The 16,839-nt window shown below is 46.1% G+C and carries 17 protein-coding genes and 1 pseudogene; 13 read left to right on the top strand and 5 right to left on the bottom strand.

Features of this window, described 5'->3' with window-relative positions; translation table 11 throughout:
* Window positions 1-7: 7 nt before the first annotated feature.
* The 9 genes from QTN95_RS11805 to QTN95_RS11765 all read left to right on the top strand — a co-directional run bounded on the left by QTN95_RS11805 (window position 8) and on the right by QTN95_RS11765 (window position 9,181).
* Window positions 8-643 carry a 3'-5' exonuclease gene (locus QTN95_RS11805; RefSeq protein WP_331417606.1) on the top strand — a complete coding sequence of 212 codons (636 nt, stop codon included), beginning with the start codon at window positions 8-10 and terminating at the stop codon, window positions 641-643.
* A gap of 209 nt (window positions 644-852) precedes the next feature.
* On the top strand, window positions 853-2,802 hold the full coding sequence (gene acs / locus QTN95_RS11800) for an acetate--CoA ligase (protein WP_331417605.1): 1,950 nt from the start codon (window positions 853-855) through the stop codon (window positions 2,800-2,802).
* Between the two features lie 295 nt (window positions 2,803-3,097).
* Window positions 3,098-3,547, top strand: coding sequence for a type II 3-dehydroquinate dehydratase (gene aroQ, locus QTN95_RS11795; protein WP_269377069.1), 450 nt, complete (start codon window positions 3,098-3,100; stop codon window positions 3,545-3,547).
* Between the two features lie 80 nt (window positions 3,548-3,627).
* On the top strand, window positions 3,628-4,089 hold the full coding sequence (accB, locus tag QTN95_RS11790; protein WP_331417623.1) for an acetyl-CoA carboxylase biotin carboxyl carrier protein: 462 nt from the start codon (window positions 3,628-3,630) through the stop codon (window positions 4,087-4,089).
* Between the two features lie 15 nt (window positions 4,090-4,104).
* The gene (accC, locus tag QTN95_RS11785; protein ID WP_331417604.1) at window positions 4,105-5,448 is read left to right on the top strand and encodes an acetyl-CoA carboxylase biotin carboxylase subunit; all 1,344 of its coding nucleotides are present in this window, start codon (window positions 4,105-4,107) and stop codon (window positions 5,446-5,448) included.
* 210 nt (window positions 5,449-5,658) lie between these two features.
* A complete protein-coding gene (prmA, locus tag QTN95_RS11780; RefSeq protein ID WP_138973009.1) occupies window positions 5,659-6,546 on the top strand; it encodes a 50S ribosomal protein L11 methyltransferase in 888 nt (295 codons plus the stop codon).
* A gap of 150 nt (window positions 6,547-6,696) precedes the next feature.
* Window positions 6,697-7,659, top strand: coding sequence for a tRNA dihydrouridine synthase DusB (gene dusB / locus QTN95_RS11775; RefSeq protein ID WP_269377065.1), 963 nt, complete (start codon window positions 6,697-6,699; stop codon window positions 7,657-7,659).
* A gap of 72 nt (window positions 7,660-7,731) precedes the next feature.
* Complete coding sequence (fis, locus tag QTN95_RS11770) at window positions 7,732-8,028, top strand: DNA-binding transcriptional regulator Fis (RefSeq protein ID WP_000462885.1); 297 nt, start codon at window positions 7,732-7,734, stop codon at window positions 8,026-8,028.
* 175 nt (window positions 8,029-8,203) lie between these two features.
* Complete coding sequence (locus QTN95_RS11765) at window positions 8,204-9,181, top strand: GGDEF domain-containing protein (protein ID WP_331417603.1); 978 nt, start codon at window positions 8,204-8,206, stop codon at window positions 9,179-9,181.
* 25 nt (window positions 9,182-9,206) lie between these two features.
* On the opposite strand, the gene zntR is transcribed toward QTN95_RS11765, so the two are convergent.
* Window positions 9,207-9,617 carry a Zn(2+)-responsive transcriptional regulator gene (gene zntR / locus QTN95_RS11760; RefSeq protein ID WP_138972999.1) on the bottom strand — a complete coding sequence of 137 codons (411 nt, stop codon included), beginning with the start codon at window positions 9,615-9,617 and terminating at the stop codon, window positions 9,207-9,209.
* A gap of 285 nt (window positions 9,618-9,902) precedes the next feature.
* Here zntR and purH point away from each other — a divergent pair, with 285 nt between their 5' ends.
* Both purH and purD read left to right on the top strand, forming a co-directional pair.
* Complete coding sequence (purH, locus tag QTN95_RS11755; RefSeq protein WP_331417602.1) at window positions 9,903-11,510, top strand: bifunctional phosphoribosylaminoimidazolecarboxamide formyltransferase/IMP cyclohydrolase; 1,608 nt, start codon at window positions 9,903-9,905, stop codon at window positions 11,508-11,510.
* A 114-nt stretch (window positions 11,511-11,624) separates the two neighbouring features.
* Window positions 11,625-12,914 (top strand): phosphoribosylamine--glycine ligase, encoded by a 1,290-nt coding sequence (purD, locus tag QTN95_RS11750; protein WP_331417601.1) that lies wholly within the window; start codon window positions 11,625-11,627, stop codon window positions 12,912-12,914.
* 108 nt (window positions 12,915-13,022) lie between these two features.
* Here the strand turns inward: purD and QTN95_RS11745 are convergent, their stop codons facing one another.
* Window positions 13,023-13,718 carry a DUF1481 domain-containing protein gene (locus tag QTN95_RS11745; protein ID WP_331417600.1) on the bottom strand — a complete coding sequence of 232 codons (696 nt, stop codon included), beginning with the start codon at window positions 13,716-13,718 and terminating at the stop codon, window positions 13,023-13,025.
* An 88-nt stretch (window positions 13,719-13,806) separates the two neighbouring features.
* Window positions 13,807-14,079 (bottom strand): nucleoid-associated protein HU-alpha, encoded by a 273-nt coding sequence (gene hupA, locus QTN95_RS11740; protein ID WP_331417599.1) that lies wholly within the window; start codon window positions 14,077-14,079, stop codon window positions 13,807-13,809.
* 330 nt (window positions 14,080-14,409) lie between these two features.
* Between hupA and QTN95_RS11735 the strand changes: the two genes are divergently transcribed.
* Complete coding sequence (locus QTN95_RS11735) at window positions 14,410-15,483, top strand: hemolysin family protein (RefSeq protein ID WP_331417598.1); 1,074 nt, start codon at window positions 14,410-14,412, stop codon at window positions 15,481-15,483.
* Window positions 15,484-15,687: 204 nt separating this feature from the next.
* Here QTN95_RS11735 and QTN95_RS11730 read toward each other — a convergent pair whose 3' ends face one another.
* Complete coding sequence (locus QTN95_RS11730) at window positions 15,688-16,275, bottom strand: YjaG family protein (RefSeq protein ID WP_138972995.1); 588 nt, start codon at window positions 16,273-16,275, stop codon at window positions 15,688-15,690.
* Window positions 16,276-16,360: 85 nt separating this feature from the next.
* Between QTN95_RS11730 and QTN95_RS11725 the strand changes: the two are divergent.
* A pseudogene (locus tag QTN95_RS11725) lies at window positions 16,361-16,687 on the top strand (D-2-hydroxyacid dehydrogenase); the annotation flags it as partial.
* A 6-nt stretch (window positions 16,688-16,693) separates the two neighbouring features.
* Here the strand turns inward: QTN95_RS11725 and QTN95_RS11720 are convergent.
* The coding region (locus QTN95_RS11720; RefSeq protein ID WP_331417622.1) for a transposase at window positions 16,694-16,839 on the bottom strand (146 nt) is incomplete at its 5' end.

Here is a 16,839-nt window from a genome sequence, read left to right as displayed (position 1 = left end):
CTTTGCGATGAACTGGATAGTCCGCCGTTACTGGTATTACAAACTTAAAGGCTCGCCTTATCAGCCGCTATTTGCCTCTGTTAAAAAAGGCGAATATGTTTCGCTCGATTGTGAAACAACCAGTTTGGATCCTAATCGTGCAGAACTAGTAACGATTGCCGCGACCACAATCATCGATAACCGAATCATCACCAGCAAACCATTTGAGGTGCGACTGCGTGCTCCTCAGTCCCTTGATTCTGGCTCAGTCAAAATCCACAAGATACGCCACCAAGATCTCGCTGATGGTATCGATGAAAAACAAGCCCTTATTCAACTGTTAGATTTTATTGGCAATCGACCTCTGGTTGGCTATCACATTCGTTACGATAAGAAAATACTCGATTTAGCCTGTCTTAAACAGCTAGGATTTCCATTGCCAAATCCGTTGATCGAAGTCAGCCAGATTTATCACGACAAGTTAGAAAAGCATTTACCCAACGCGTATTTTGATCTCAGTCTCGACGCGATCTGCCGCCATTTAGATCTGCCAATCCAAGATAAGCACGACGCACTTCAAGATGCCATTTCTGCTGCCTTGGTCTTCGTTCGCCTGACAAAAGGTGATCTGCCTAGTCTTAGCCTCCCCTACAGAAGCGAGTAAAAAGGCCAATTTAAATCCCAATTTCAAACATAGATCGCTAATTTTTAAGCAGAATTCTTCCTATCATCCTAAAGTCTAATTGTCGAATCTACTCCTGTGATTGAAAGTTATAGGCATAAGGATTTTACAACGTCGAGGTCAGGTGACCTTCTCGTTTTAAACGGACAATTGCTCGATTCACACTGAATTAAGCAACAAGGAGACAAGCAATGAGTGAAGCCCATATTTATCCGGTAAAAGAGAACATCAAGAAAAACACACACGCGGATAACGATACTTACCAAGCCATGTACCAGCAATCTGTCACAGACCCTGTTGGCTTCTGGAGTGAGCACGGCAAAATTGTCGACTGGATCAAGCCATTCACTCAGGTTAAAAATACCTCTTTCGACACAGGCCACGTAGACATTCGTTGGTTCGAAGATGGCACGCTTAACGTATCCGCTAACTGTATTGACCGTCACCTAGCTGAGCGTGGCGATGATATTGCCATCATCTGGGAAGGCGACGATCCAAACGATGACAAAACACTCACGTTCAAAGAACTACACAAAGAAGTCTGTGAGTTCGCAAATGCACTTAAAGAACAAGGCGTACGCAAAGGTGATGTTGTCTGTCTTTACATGCCAATGGTCACTGAAGCGGCCGTTGCCATGCTTGCTTGTACTCGTATCGGTGCCGTACACACTGTGGTATTTGGTGGTTTCTCTCCTGAAGCACTTTCAGGCCGTATTATCGACTCTGATGCTAAAGTCGTCATCACCGCTGACGAAGGCGTACGTGGTGGTCGCGCAGTACCACTGAAGAAAAATGTCGATGAAGCACTCACCAACCCAGAGGTGAAAACCATCGAAAAAGTCATCGTTATGAAGCGTACGGGCGGTGACATTGACTGGCACGAGCATCGCGATGTTTGGTGGCATGAAGCAACTGCAAGCGTCTCGTCTGACTGCCCACCTGAAGAGATGAAAGCAGAAGATCCACTCTTTATCCTCTACACGTCCGGCTCAACAGGTAAGCCAAAAGGTGTCCTACACACAACGGGTGGTTACCTAGTATATGCCGCAATGACGTTCAAATACGTCTTTGATTACCAACCAGGCGAAACTTTCTGGTGTACAGCGGATGTAGGCTGGATCACTGGTCACACTTACCTCATCTACGGCCCGCTAGCAAACGGGGCAAAAACCATTCTGTTCGAAGGTGTACCAAACTATCCTAACACCAACCGAATGAGCCAAGTGGTTGATAAACATCAAGTCAACATTCTGTACACTGCGCCAACAGCCATTCGTGCGTTAATGGCGAAAGGCAACGAAGCGGTAGAAGGTACGTCTCGTAGCAGCCTTCGTATCATGGGCTCTGTGGGAGAACCTATTAACCCTGAAGCTTGGGAGTGGTACTACAAAACCATCGGTAATGAGAACTCACCAATCGTTGATACTTGGTGGCAAACAGAAACTGGCGGTATCTTGATCGCTCCACTACCAGGGGCAACAGACCTAAAACCTGGCTCAGCGACCCGTCCGTTCTTTGGTGTGCAGCCTGCCCTAGTCGATAACATGGGTAACATCATCGAAGGCGCGACTGACGGTAACCTAGTCATTCTTGATTCATGGCCAGGTCAAATGCGTACCGTTTACGGCGACCACGAACGCTTTGAACAAACTTACTTCTCTACCTTTAAAGGTATGTACTTCACTAGTGACGGTGCTCGTCGTGATGAAGACGGTTACTACTGGATCACAGGTCGTGTTGATGACGTACTAAACGTGTCAGGTCACCGTATGGGTACTGCTGAGATTGAATCAGCGCTTGTTGCTCACCACAAGATTGCGGAAGCCGCAATTGTTGGTATCCCACACGATATCAAAGGTCAGGCAATTTACGCTTACATCACCCTAAATGACGGTGAATTCCCAAGCGCAGAACTGCATGCTGAAGTGAAAAACTGGGTACGTAAAGAGATTGGCCCAATCGCGACTCCAGATGTACTGCACTGGACAGACTCTCTGCCGAAGACTCGTTCAGGTAAGATCATGCGCCGAATTCTGCGTAAGATTGCAACCGGTGATACCAGCAACCTAGGTGATACGTCAACATTGGCCGATCCTAGTGTGGTTGAGAAGCTCATTGCAGAAAAAGCAGAACTCGCGTAACTCCCCCTTCCCCTATACAACAAAACCGTCACATCGTGGCGGTTTTGTTGTTTCTAAGCCTGTCAAAACGAGCGTTTCACTGACTCAACCGAATTAAAAATGTTACCTCGGTTACAAAAAACGACGTCCAAGGTGGGAGATTAGACCAGTAAATTGCTGCGATTTGCGCTGAATTGGCTATAATCTGGGTCTATTTCAAAGATCCAGTGTTGTTTTTAACAAAATAAGCATGCTGAATCAGCGATAATATGGGAATATTCCAGTTCATATCATGAAGTAGGAAGATGGCAGCATAATGACAGCAAAATCACGCATTCTTGTCTTAAATGGTCCAAATCTAAACCTGTTAGGTCTACGCGAGCCCGCTCATTACGGCTCTCAAAGCCTACCACAGATTGTCGATACGTTAACCAAACAAGCTCACGAAGCCGGCGTTGAACTTCAACACCTCCAGTCAAACCGTGAATATGAGCTAATTGAAGCCATTCATGCTGCATACAATAACGTCGACTTTATTATCATCAACCCAGCCGCCTTCACTCACACTAGTGTGGCGCTGCGTGATGCACTGCTCGGCGTGGCTATCCCATTTATCGAAGTGCATTTATCAAATGTACATGCACGTGAGCCATTCCGTCACCACTCTTATCTTTCTGATAAGGCAGAAGGTGTCATTTGCGGCTTAGGCGCACAAGGTTACGAATTCGCTCTGTCTGCTGCTATTAATAAATTGCAGGCAAAGTAACTCAGTTACTATCAAAGTAAATAAACACTCTGCAGCTCAATATGAGCTGTCTTATTCACAAGATAAAAGAGAAAGAAAAGATGGATATCCGTAAAATCAAGAAGCTTATCGAGTTAGTAGAAGAGTCTGGCATTGCTGAGCTAGAAATCTCTGAAGGTGAAGAGTCGGTACGCATCAGCCGTAACGGCACTGCAATGCCTGCGCCGATTCACTATGCAGCAGCGCCAGCTCCTGTAGCGGCAGCTGCACCTGCAGCGGCGGCTCCTGCGCCAGCAGCAACTGAAGCAGCAGCACCTGCGGTACCTGCGGGTCACCAAGTTCTTTCTCCAATGGTAGGTACGTTCTACCGTTCTCCAAGTCCAGATGCGAAGTCATTTGTAGAAGTTGGTCAAACTGTAAAAGCTGGCGACACTCTTTGTATCGTTGAAGCGATGAAGATGATGAACCAAATCGAAGCTGACAAGTCTGGTGTTGTTACCGCTATCCTAGTTGAAGACGGCCAACCAGTTGAATTCGACCAACCACTTGTTGTTATCGAATAATAGAGGCTCTCTCTTATGCTAGATAAATTAGTCATCGCGAACCGAGGAGAAATTGCTCTTCGAATCCTTCGTGCATGTAAAGAACTAGGTATTAAAACGGTTGCTGTACACTCAACAGCCGACCGTGACCTAAAGCACGTACTGCTTGCTGATGAATCGATTTGTATCGGTCCTGCTCGCGGTATCGACAGCTACCTAAACATCCCTCGCATCATCTCTGCGGCTGAAGTCACTGGCGCGGTGGCTATCCACCCAGGTTACGGCTTCTTGTCAGAAAATGCGGATTTTGCTGAGCAAGTTGAGCGTAGCGGCTTTATCTTCGTTGGCCCTAAGGCTGATACCATTCGTATCATGGGTGATAAAGTTTCTGCAATCACTGCAATGAAGAAAGCTGGTGTACCTTGTGTACCAGGTTCTGACGGCCCACTAGACGACGATCAAGCCAAAAACAAAGCGCACGCTAAGCGAATTGGTTACCCAGTGATCATCAAAGCTTCTGGTGGCGGCGGTGGTCGTGGTATGCGTGTCGTACGCTCAGAAGGCGAGTTGGTTGAAGCTATCGCTATGACTCGCGCAGAAGCAAAAGCAGCCTTTAACAATGACATGGTTTACATGGAGAAATTCCTAGAGAACCCTCGTCACGTTGAAGTTCAGGTTATTGCTGATGGTCAAGGCGGTGCGATCCACCTAGGTGAACGTGACTGTTCGATGCAGCGTCGTCACCAAAAGGTTGTGGAAGAAGCTCCAGCACCAGGTATCACTGAAGAGATGCGTAAATACATCGGTGAACGTTGTACACGTGCATGTCTAGAAATCGGTTACCGCGGCGCGGGTACGTTTGAGTTCCTGTACGAAAACGGCGAATTCTACTTCATCGAAATGAACACTCGTATTCAGGTAGAGCACCCAGTAACTGAAATGGTCACTGGCGTTGACCTAATCAAAGAGCAGCTTCGTGTTGCTGCGGGCCAACCTCTGTCGTTCACTCAGGATGATATCAAGATCCGTGGCCACGCCATTGAGTGTCGTATCAACGCAGAAGACCCAGTGCGCTTCCTACCTTCACCAGGTAAGATCGAACGCTTCCATGCTCCTGGCGGTATGGGTGTTCGTTGGGAATCACACATCTACACTGGCTACACGGTACCACCTCATTACGATTCAATGATCGGTAAACTGATCACATTCGGTGAGAACCGCGACGTAGCCATCGCTCGCATGAAGAACGCGTTAGGCGAGATGATCGTTGAAGGCATCAAAACTAACATCACGCTTCAAGAAAGCATTATGAATGATGAAAACTTCCAACATGGTGGTGCCAACATTCATTACCTAGAGAAGAAGCTGGGGCTACAGTAAGCTACGAGCTACGAGCTACGAGCTACGAGCTACGAGCTACGAGCTACGAGCTACGAGCTACGAGAATACATTGTCTCTAGCAACTAGCAACTAGCAACTAGCAACTATTTTAAAAATGCTCACTTCGGTGAGCATTTTTTGTTTACGTCTATAATCTCAGCAGATATCTGCTAAACTCTGCGCAAATTTTACTTTTAAGAGCACATACCCATGCCTTGGATTCAAATTAAACTCAACGCGACCAATGAAAACGCCGAACAAATCGGTGACATGCTAATGGAAGAGACTGGAGCCCTGTCTGTCACGTTTTTAGACGCTCACGATACGCCTGTATTTGAGCCTCTTCCGGGTGAAACGCGCCTTTGGGGTGATACTGATATCCTCGCACTGTATGACGCAGAAGCAGACAGCAACTTTATTATTGAGCAAATAAAGCTAAGCAATTTACTTGCTGAAGGCTTTGCCTACAAAGTAGAACAGCTCGAAGATAAAGACTGGGAACGCGAATGGATGGATAACTTCCACCCGATGAAGTTTGGCGAGCGCTTATGGATCTGTCCAAGCTGGCGTGATATCCCAGAGCCAGACGCAGTCAATGTACTGCTCGATCCAGGCCTAGCATTTGGTACGGGGACTCACCCAACGACGGCTCTTTGTCTCGAGTGGCTTGAAGGGCTAGATTTAAGCGGTAAAACAGTCATCGATTTTGGTTGTGGCTCTGGCATTCTTGCGATCGCTGCGATCAAGCTTGGTGCAGAAAAAGTTATCGGGATCGACATTGATCCTCAAGCTCTGCAAGCATCAAAAGATAACGCGGAGCGAAATGGTGTTGCTGAACAACTTGAAGTCTTCCTGCCTCAAGATCAGCCTGACGGTCTGATCGCGGATGTCGTTGTTGCGAACATTTTGGCCGCTCCTCTACGTGAACTGTCACCAATTATTAAGTCATTAGTGAAACCAAATGGTCACCTTGCGATGTCTGGTGTGCTGGATACGCAAGCTGAAGATGTTGCGAATTATTACCGTGATGAGCTTCACATTGATCCTATCAAAGAGCAAAGTGAATGGTGTCGCATCTCTGGTCGAAAGCAAGGCTAGACAAGACTTTACAAGCTAATTGACTGATTTTTTGGCATTTTACTAAAACAAATTGTAAATGCTCAAATATTAGTCTTTTCACGGCGCTAAAAAATGCGTAAAATGCGCGCCCTGCTATAGGTTTGTTGACCATTAAACTGTGAAGACGTTTTGAAAATCGGAAACTACCAACTTAAGAACAATCTCATCGTTGCCCCAATGGCTGGCGTGACAGATAGACCATTCCGTGAGTTGTGTCTCCGCTATGGTGCGGGAATGGCCGTCAGTGAAATGATGTCCTCAAATCCTAAACTTTGGAAAACGTCTAAGTCCAAGCAACGCATGGTACACGAAGGCGAATCGGGCATTCGCTCTGTACAAATTGCCGGAGCCGACCCACAGCTTATGGCCGACGCTGCTCAGTTTAGTGTTGAGAACGGTGCACAGATCATCGATATCAACATGGGCTGCCCAGCAAAAAAAGTGAATAAAAAGCTCGCTGGCTCTGCATTACTCCAGTACCCAGATATCATCGAAGATATTCTGAAAGCTGTTGTTAATTCAGTCGATGTCCCTGTGACATTGAAAACCCGCACGGGCTGGGATACAGACAACAAAAACTGTGTCCAAATCGCTAAATTAGCCGAAGACTGCGGCATACAAGCTTTAGCCCTTCACGGGCGTACCAAAGCATGCATGTACAAAGGTGAGGCCGAATATGACAGCATTAAAGCGGTAAAACAGGCGATCTCTATTCCGGTTATTGCTAACGGTGATATCGATAGCCCAGAGAAAGCTAAGTATGTACTGGAGTACACCGGTGCAGACGCTTTAATGATTGGACGCCCAGCCCAAGGTCGTCCGTGGATTTTTCAGGAAATCCAACACTTTTTGGAAAACGGCACTACGATGCCTGATCTCCCGATTTCGGAAGTGAAAGACATCCTGCTTGGTCATGTCAATGCTCTACATAGTTTCTATGGTGAGTATTTAGGTCCACGTATCGCGCGTAAGCACGTTGGCTGGTATCTAAAAGAGCATGAACAGGCAAGTGAGTTTCGCCGTACCTTCAATGCTATCGATGTAGCAGAGCTACAGCTTGAAGCATTAGAAGAGTATTTTGATAAGGCCTAAATAATTGGAGCTAAGGCTTCAGTTATTACGGGTTAACGTTGCATCATAATTAAGAGAAGAGCTAGACCGAATATGTTCGAACAAAATCTGACTTCAGAAGCATTAACAGTAACTACAGTAACGTCACAAGACCAGATCACTCAGAAGCCTTTACGTGACTCTGTTAAAGCGTCTCTTAAAAACTACTTGGCTCAATTAAACGGTCAAGAAGTCACAGAACTATACGAATTAGTTCTAGCTGAAGTTGAACAGCCACTACTAGATACCATCATGCAGTACACTCGCGGTAACCAAACTCGCGCAGCAACTATGATGGGTATCAACCGCGGTACTCTTCGCAAGAAACTGAAGAAATACGGCATGAACTAATCGTTCATTACCTTTCTTGATTTAAAAGCCGGGCTCACATTGTGAGCCCGGCTTTTTCATTGATCGTAACAATATGAACTGATTAAACATTCGTCATTCTGTGATCTAATACGATTGCTTAGTGCAACACTCCGGATATAATGCAAAATTACGTTTTTTGTTCGGACTAAGCTACATGGCTGATATGCAAAGGGAAGAATGGCTAAGCCTGATGCTACGAGAGCTGCCAGATCGACTGCTGATCCTTGATGAGTGTGGTCGCATCTTGGAGAGTTTTGGTGGTGCGGTTCAAATTCCCCCTTACAGCACGGATAATCTAGACCTAACATTCAGCGAGATGGTACCTCCACACATTGCTGAAAACGTGAAACAGAGCTTAACGCAAACGTTTAAATCCAACCAAACGACTCAGCTTCGCTACTCGGTTACTCCATGTCAGTTACTTATGTCTTCTATTGAAGAACTGGATGCATGGCGTGGTGTCGAAGAACGATGGTTCGAAGCCACGCTCAAGCCCATCACTCTGACAAACGGCTCCAAATACATTATGTGGCAGGAGCGAGAAACCACTCTCGCTCGTCAACAAGAACTGGAGTTAAAGAAGCTCGCTGAAACCGATGAACTCACAGGAATCTTAAATCGCCGTGCTTTTATGCTGCATTTAGAGCGAGAGTTTCATTCCCCTTCAGAGCAAGGGCTCTCTTGTTTAATGATTGATATTGACCACTTCAAAGAAATCAATGATCAAGTTGGTCACCTTTCTGGCGATGAAGTGATTACTCAGGTAGCACACATCTGCCGTGAGATGATTCGCGGTAGCGATTATATTGGTCGTTTAGGCGGAGAAGAATTTGGGGTGCTTTTAGGCCACACGAAGGCGATTCAAGCTTATGACATCGCAGAGCGAATTCGCGAATCCATAGAATCCACACCTTGCCATGTTGATGGCCATATTATCTTGCCTACTGTGAGTATTGGGATTGCGGAACTCAACGCTCAAGTCTCATCCGTTCGCGAGTTGATGGTTCAGGCAGACAAGGCGATGTATTACTCAAAGCAGACTGGTCGCAACCAGGTTACTCTCTACTACGACAACCTGCCTCAAATTAAAAGCACAACCGAGCTTAAAGCGAATATCCGTCGCGCGTCTTAACGCCACCTTGTATCGCCGAGTGGGATCACTTTTCTTCACTGGCTAACGCACCGAGAATCGAACAATGACTCGCATCATCATCAACATGCCCACAGCAGGCATCATTGATTTTTTTCAACGCACTGCGTATCCGTTGTAACTCACCAATTTTCTCATCAATCAAGTTCAGCTTTGCACTCGTAATCGCTTTCACTTCGGCACAACTATGTTCTGTTGCTTCTAGCTTTATCTCTAACAATTCACGAATCTCATCAAGACTCAAACCCAGATCTTTCGCCTTTAGGATAAAGCTGACCTGATTCTGGTTTTGTTGATTATATAAGCGGTAGCCAGACTCACTTCGCCCAGCAGGCTTAATCAGTTGGTTTTTCTCATAAAATCGCAGAGTATCTGCGGTGACATTACACCGTTTTGCCAGTTCACCGATCTGAAACATAACTTTTCCTATTAACTGTTTCATTACTTTTTAAGTCAAAAGACGAGCTTTTTGCAATTAATTTTGCGATGCCAAACGATTGCGCGAGCTTTTTTGTAATAAATTAGTTAGAATGTGCGCCATCAAACTCAGAGACTAGTCTATCACCAGCCAATGCTGGAAAGGTCTTTACCAAAACTGGCCAATATTTTACTGCTATTTACCTAGTAAAGCGTAAGAACAAGTTCATTTTTGGCAAATATCTTTATTTATATATTAACTCTGTGACTTTGAGGAAATGGAAGCATGACTAACGCTCGTCCTATTCGCCGCGCTCTAATCAGCGTATCAGACAAAACTGGTATTGTTGAGTTTGCCCAAGCTCTTGCTAACCGTGGCGTTGATATTCTATCCACTGGTGGTACAGCTCGCCTACTAGCAGAGAAAGGGATCTCTGTTACAGAAGTATCAGACTACACTGGTTTCCCAGAAATGATGGACGGTCGTGTTAAGACTCTACACCCTAAAGTTCACGGTGGTGTGCTTGGCCGTCGAGGTCAAGATGATGATGTGATGGAAAAACACGGCATCAACCCTATCGACATCGTAGTCGTTAACCTCTACCCGTTCGCAGAAACCGTTACTAAAGAAGGTTGTACCTTAGCTGACGCGGTTGAAAACATCGACATCGGTGGCCCAACAATGGTTCGTTCTGCTGCTAAAAACCACAAAGACGTAACGATCGTGGTTAATGCTCACGATTACGAGCGTGTTATCGCAGAAATGGATGCTAACGATAACTCTCTAACCTTAGAAACTCGCTTCGATCTAGCGATTGCCGCATTCGAGCACACGGCTGCTTACGACGGCATGATCGCTAACTACTTCGGCACAATGGTTCCATCTTACGGTGCTTCCCCTGAAACCGTAAGCAAAGAAGGTGATGAAGAGAGCAAATTCCCTCGCACTTTCAACCAGCAGTTCATCAAGAAGCAAGATATACGCTACGGTGAGAACAGCCACCAGGATGCCGCTTTCTATGTAGAAGCGAACCCAGAAGAAGCATCCGTTTCGACTGCACGCCAAATCCAAGGCAAGGCGCTTTCTTACAACAACATTTCCGATACTGATGCGGCACTAGAGTGTGTTAAAGAGTTCGACGAGCCAGCTTGTGTCATCGTTAAGCACGCTAACCCATGTGGTGTAGCACTCGGTAGCAACATCCTAGAGGCATACGATCGTGCATACAAAACGGACCCAACGTCTGCATTCGGCGGCATTATCGCATTCAACAAAGAGCTTGATGCTGAAACAGCAACGGCTATCGTTGAGCGCCAGTTCGTTGAAGTGATTATCGCACCGTCTGTATCCGCTGAAGCGATTGAAGTGGTTGCAGCGAAGAAAAACGTTCGTCTACTTGAGTGTGGTGAATGGTCAACCAAGACGACAGGTTTTGATGTTAAACGTGTTAACGGTGGCCTTCTGGTTCAAGACCGCGATCAAGGCATGGTAAGCCTAGATGACCTTAAAGTCGTGTCTAAACGCCAACCGACAGATGAAGAGCTAAAAGACGCTCTATTCTGCTGGAAAGTTGCGAAGTACGTTAAATCAAACGCGATTGTTTATTCAAAAGGCGACATGACTATCGGTGTTGGCGCAGGTCAAATGAGCCGAGTTTACTCAGCAAAAATCGCTGGTATTAAAGCGGCTGACGAAGGTCTGCAAGTCGAAGGCTGTGTAATGGCTTCAGATGCATTCTTCCCATTCCGTGATGGTATCGATGCAGCAGCAGAAGCGGGCATTAAGTGCGTAATTCAACCAGGCGGCTCTATGCGTGATGACGAAGTTATCGCAGCCGCAGACGAGCACGGTATGGCGATGATCTTTACGGGTATGCGTCACTTCCGCCACTAAAAAGAAGCTAGAGCGCTTCGCGCAGAGTCGCGAGCAGCGAGTACGGTTAACAACAATCACTCGAAGCTCGCTACTCGATATTCGAAGCTAAGCAATTTGATTGAAGGATTTAAAATGAACGTATTGATTATTGGTTCTGGTGGTCGTGAACATGCTCTTGGCTGGAAAGCGGCACAAAACCCAAATGTAGAAACTGTTTTTATTGCACCAGGTAACGCAGGTACAGCACTTGAGCCTAAACTTGAGAACGTCAACATCGGCGTTGAGAGTATTTCTGAGCTGGTCGCTTTTGCGAAAGAAAAACAGATTGAGCTGACTATAGTCGGCCCTGAAGCTCCATTAGTAATCGGTGTGGTTGACGCTTTCCGTGAAGCAGGTCTGCCTATCTTTGGCCCTACGCAAGCCGCTGCTCAGCTGGAAGGTTCTAAAGCTTTCACCAAAGACTTCTTAGCACGCCACAATATTCCAACGGCTGCTTACGCAAACTTCACTGAAATTGAACCAGCACTTGCTTATGCTCGTGAGCAAGGCGCACCTATCGTCGTGAAAGCTGACGGCCTAGCCGCTGGTAAAGGCGTTATTGTTGCAATGACGCTAGAAGAAGCGGAAGAAGCGATTAAAGACATGTTGGCGGGTAACGCGTTTGGTGAAGCAGGTAGTCGTGTTGTCATTGAAGAGTTTCTCGACGGTGAAGAAGCTAGCTTTATCGTTATGGTCGATGGCAAAAGCGTACTGCCAATGGCCACCAGCCAAGACCACAAGCGTGTCGGTGACAAAGACACAGGCCCGAATACCGGTGGTATGGGTGCTTACTCTCCTGCGCCCGTGGTTACTCCTGAAATTCATGAGCGAATCTTGGAAGAGGTTATCTACCCAACCGTTCGTGGGATGGATGCTGAAGGTGCACCGTACACAGGTTTCCTTTACGCTGGTCTAATGATCGACAAAGAAGGCACGCCAAAAGTGATCGAATACAACTGTCGATTCGGTGATCCAGAAACGCAACCAATAATGATGCGTATGGAGTCCGATCTTGTTGAGCTTTGCTTGATGGCAATCAACGAAAAGCTAGATGAAGCCGAGTCTAAGTGGGATCCTCGCGCTTCTATCGGTGTGGTGCTGGCGGCAGGTGGCTACCCGGGTGATTATGCGAAAGGTGATGTCATTTCTCTCCCAGCGAATGAGCAGGAAGGAGAGAAAATCTTCCACGCTGGCACAACCAACAATACTGATGGCGATGTGGTCACTAACGGTGGCCGTGTTCTATGCGCGACGGCGCTTGGAAATAGTGTCTCAGAGGCTCAGGAACGCGCTTACGTACTCGCTAAACAAGTTAGTTGGAACGGAATGTTCCATCGTAATGACATCGGCTACAGAGCGATTGAACGCGAGCAAGGGAAATAGCTTCTAGCTTCTAGCTTCTAGCTTCAAAAACGTTAAAGGCTTGGTCATCAATACCAAGCCTTTTGTTTATTCTGGTCATCACCGATGGCTAGTGTCGCTGGCTAACAGTTACTCTTCAATCAGACTCGGCCGTTCGATGCAGTCATGACTATCATCTGCAAGCATCAGCAATTCACTAGCAACGATTCGATTGCCACGAGTAGTGCCAAGGAATGCCGCGTAGCTGTCAATCGTGGATAGGCGGTTGACGACAAAACTCGGCAAAGTTTCGTTAAACTCAACTTCTGAGTAACTCTTTCCTGAGCAAGTATCAAACGTCGAACCATCCCAATAGCCTTGAATAAGAGCTAAACCGTCTCGACTCTGCTCTTTAGTGACATTGGAAATGTTCAGCGCTTCTTGTTTCAACCAAGCTAATTTCTCAGATTTGAGCGGCAGTACACGTCCATCAAGCCGATATTGTTGATAAACCGCCTCACCATCTTTATTGAAACGTACATGAATACGATATGGCACTAGCGCTTTATTGTCTTTTAATTGCTCTCCCTCACGAATCAATTCTCGAAGTTGGCCTTCATCCCAGCGATAGTCTGTCTGATACCAACCGTAGTCGCCCGCACTGACATAATCAGCCGCAGTAAATGGGAAGCTCAACTTTTCGGTATACCAATATAAGCTAGTCGCATCACCAATAGTCTGGCCACCAGTATAATCAGAATATTGGTCAAGGTTTGGTGTCGGTACGCTAGAAGAGCAACCGATAAGTAAAGAAGCGATTAGTGAAGGGGCTAGTAATTTTTTCATCTTCATAAAACAAATATACGCCAAGATAGGGACTACCTTGACGCATTATATACAATCTAGAGCGATTGACTCTGAAATCGGTACTTAATTATTTCACTGAATCTTTCAGTGCTTTACCTGCTACGAATGCCGGTACATTTGCCGCTGCGATTTGGATCTCAGCACCTGTTTTAGGGTTACGGCCAGTACGTGCAGCACGGTGGTTAACTTTAAATGTACCAAAACCAATTAGTTGAACTTGGTCACCCTCTTTCAGTGCACCAGTCACACCTTCAATAGTTGCTTCAAGAGCAGCTTTAGCTTGTGCTTTAGATAGATCTGCTTTCTCTGCGATAAAGTCGATTAATTGGGTCTTGTTCATTAGGTTTCCCTTCTCATAGGTTATCGAATTCCACTCACTCTAAATCATAAATGCCCTATCTGGCAAAGGTTTGTAAGCGATCTTTAGCTCTCATGACGTACTTTTAACCATAATCTGAGCATTAACTCACAATTTGTTACTGTGACAGAGAAACTTAATACTTGTTTTTAACCATCTTTAGCCTTATTTATAAGCATGCAATAGCCCGTAAAGCCTGATATTTCGGGACTTAAAGCGAATAGAAAATGCTCACATCGATAATGCGCAGGCATGAAAATTGACCCTTTTCATGCAAAATTTGATGAGTGTATAAAACCACATAGGACATTTATGTTTCTGCTAACAATATACGTCTCTGTTGCGATTGGCGTATCGTTTATCTGCTCCGTTTTAGAAGCGGTTCTTCTGAGTATCTCACCAAGTTATATCGCCCAATTGCGTCAGCAAGGCCACCCTGCTGCCACCTCATTGGCTAAATTAAAAACAGATATCGACCGACCACTAGCGTCGATCCTGACGCTCAATACGATTGCCCACACCATCGGCGCAGCAACCGCAGGTGCTCAAGCAGCCGTCGTCTTTGGGAGTCAATGGCTAGGCGTTTTCTCTGGTGTTCTTACGCTCGGCATACTTGTTTTTTCTGAGATCGTCCCGAAAACCATTGGTGCGACGTACTGGCGTCAATTAGCACCAGCTGCCGCGACGACACTGCGCTGGATGGTATGGTCGCTAACACCGTTTGTGTGGTTCTCAGAGCAGATAACCAAACGCCTATCTCGAGGGCATCAAGCACCAAAAATGCGTGATGAGTTGTCAGCGATGGCGATTCTTGCTCGCGAGAGCGGAGAGTTTGCGGAAGGTGAGTCAAAGATGCTCAACAACCTTCTGGGTATTCAAGATGTACTTGTCACACAGGTCATGACCCCTCGCCCAGTGGTTTTTCGCGTTGATGCAGAAATGACAATCAATGAGTTTCTTGACCGTCATAAAGATTCACCGTTTTCTCGTCCTCTGGTCTACAGCCAGTCTACGGACAATATTATTGGTTTTGTGCACCGCCTCGAACTGTTCAAACTGCAACACGCTGGTAGTGGAGAAAAACAACTCGGTGCGGTAATGCGCCCAGTACATGTTCTGCTCAACACCATTAAGCTACCAAAAGCCTTTGAACAAATGATGGCAAAGCGCCTGCAACTGGCCATGGTGGTCGATGAATACGGTACGATTCAAGGGATCTTAACCCTTGAAGACGTTTTCGAGCACTTAGTTGGTGAAGAGATTGTTGACGAAGCTGACCGTGCAACGGATATGCAGGAGCTGGCCTTTGAACGCTGGGAGAAGTGGAAGAAAACCCACGGCGTTATCGAAAGTCGCGATGATGACGAAAAGGCGAGTAGCGAGTAGCGAGTAGCGAGTGGCGAGTAGCGAGTGGCGAGTAGCGAGTGGCGAGTAGCGAGTGGCGAGTAGCGAGTGGCGAGTAGCGAGTGGCGAGTAGCGAGTGGCGAGTGGCGAGTTGCGAGTGGCGAAAAGAAAGAGGGGTGACGTTTTATGTCAACCCTTCTCTTTTTCCTGTTTACTCATAGCTAGAAGCTGGATAGTCGCGGCTTTCTAGATCTCAATACCGATATTACTGACACCTTCATCACGCAGTTCAAAACGTAAGTCTTTAATCAACTCAATATCACGCTCTTCTGCTTCACGAAGTGGACGGAAGATTGCCCATTGCACATCCCATTCACCGCAAACCGCTTCATTCTCTTTCTGGTTTTCGTTCGTAATCTCTTCACCCGTTTGCGCTTCTTCTAGTTGAGCAACCGTCATTACAGATTGTTGGCTAACCTTATGCATGTTTTCATACAGGTAGTCTCTATCTAGCAAGCCGTGAAGAAGATCGGACAGAGCCACACATGCGTCAATGGCTGGATAAACACCATAGAAGTCGAAATCCTCTGAGCTAGGAATGATTTCTTCTAACTTTTCTAGCTGGCGCTCAAAGTTCACTTTGGCGGTTTTAACGGTTAACTGTTCCCAAATACTATCCAAAATATCACGATAAATTCGCGCTTCGGCAAACTTGGTGCTTTCACAAAACATTGCGAAGTTTGGATACATACGTTCACACAAGCTCACCATAAAGGTAATCTGTTTCCATGGTTCTAACTTCTCAAGGCGAAGCTGAAGAGGATTCTGTAGCATAGAGACTCTTTGGGTCTGTTGACCTAGTTGCTGAATTAGACAGCGGAAAGTGTACTTGATAACCAACAGGGAAAAAAGCAAGGCGATGAACAATTTCACTCATAAAGTTTACCTTCTCACTGAAGATGACACTTATTATCTCAAGCTGCTTGAATCCGCGCAGCTAGATGACTTAGAAGTTACTCAAAAACGCCACGAGGCAACGATCCTACTCGCCTCTCCACCAATGGCAGCAAAATGCCTTGATCAGTTCCCAAAACTGGAGTGGATCCAATCTATCTATGCTGGTGTTGATGCGTTGCTTCCACATTTGAGCGGTTTTACAGGCCCATTGACCAATGTAAAAGGAATATTTGGTCAACAGATCTCTGAGTATGTACTTGGTTATAGCATTGCTTATCAGCGCCATTTTTATGGTTCATCGCGGCTTTCCGGGGAAAGCCGCTTTTATCTTCATAAAGAAGTATTCCGTATCTCGGTATCCATAGCCCATTCTTTTTATTAGCTTAATCTTGTTATTGATCCCTTCCAAGGTACATGTATTTAGATGATACGAAGCTGACG

The sequence above is a fragment of the Vibrio sp. M260112 genome (assembly GCF_036533775.1).
Classification (GTDB): domain Bacteria; phylum Pseudomonadota; class Gammaproteobacteria; order Enterobacterales; family Vibrionaceae; genus Vibrio.
Note: the sequence above shows the minus strand (reverse complement) of the source record. Positions and strands in the feature narration are given on the sequence as shown.

What these genes read in the sequence shown, in the direction of transcription:
- QTN95_RS11805 (WP_331417606.1), top strand. Translation starts at nt 8, where the DNA reads ATGAACTGGATAGTCCGCCGTTACTGGTATTACAAACTTAAAGGCTCG.
- aroQ (WP_269377069.1), top strand. Translation starts at nt 3,098, where the DNA reads ATGACAGCAAAATCACGCATTCTTGTCTTAAATGGTCCAAATCTAAAC.
- QTN95_RS11745 (WP_331417600.1), bottom strand. Translation starts at nt 13,718, where the DNA reads ATGAAAAAATTACTAGCCCCTTCACTAATCGCTTCTTTACTTATCGGT.
- fis (WP_000462885.1), top strand. Translation starts at nt 7,732, where the DNA reads ATGTTCGAACAAAATCTGACTTCAGAAGCATTAACAGTAACTACAGTA.
- QTN95_RS11730 (WP_138972995.1), bottom strand. Translation starts at nt 16,275, where the DNA reads ATGCTACAGAATCCTCTTCAGCTTCGCCTTGAGAAGTTAGAACCATGG.
- acs (WP_331417605.1), top strand. Translation starts at nt 853, where the DNA reads ATGAGTGAAGCCCATATTTATCCGGTAAAAGAGAACATCAAGAAAAAC.
- zntR (WP_138972999.1), bottom strand. Translation starts at nt 9,617, where the DNA reads ATGTTTCAGATCGGTGAACTGGCAAAACGGTGTAATGTCACCGCAGAT.
- hupA (WP_331417599.1), bottom strand. Translation starts at nt 14,079, where the DNA reads ATGAACAAGACCCAATTAATCGACTTTATCGCAGAGAAAGCAGATCTA.
- purH (WP_331417602.1), top strand. Translation starts at nt 9,903, where the DNA reads ATGACTAACGCTCGTCCTATTCGCCGCGCTCTAATCAGCGTATCAGAC.
- purD (WP_331417601.1), top strand. Translation starts at nt 11,625, where the DNA reads ATGAACGTATTGATTATTGGTTCTGGTGGTCGTGAACATGCTCTTGGC.
- QTN95_RS11735 (WP_331417598.1), top strand. Translation starts at nt 14,410, where the DNA reads ATGTTTCTGCTAACAATATACGTCTCTGTTGCGATTGGCGTATCGTTT.
- accB (WP_331417623.1), top strand. Translation starts at nt 3,628, where the DNA reads ATGGATATCCGTAAAATCAAGAAGCTTATCGAGTTAGTAGAAGAGTCT.
- accC (WP_331417604.1), top strand. Translation starts at nt 4,105, where the DNA reads ATGCTAGATAAATTAGTCATCGCGAACCGAGGAGAAATTGCTCTTCGA.
- prmA (WP_138973009.1), top strand. Translation starts at nt 5,659, where the DNA reads ATGCCTTGGATTCAAATTAAACTCAACGCGACCAATGAAAACGCCGAA.
- QTN95_RS11765 (WP_331417603.1), top strand. Translation starts at nt 8,204, where the DNA reads ATGGCTGATATGCAAAGGGAAGAATGGCTAAGCCTGATGCTACGAGAG.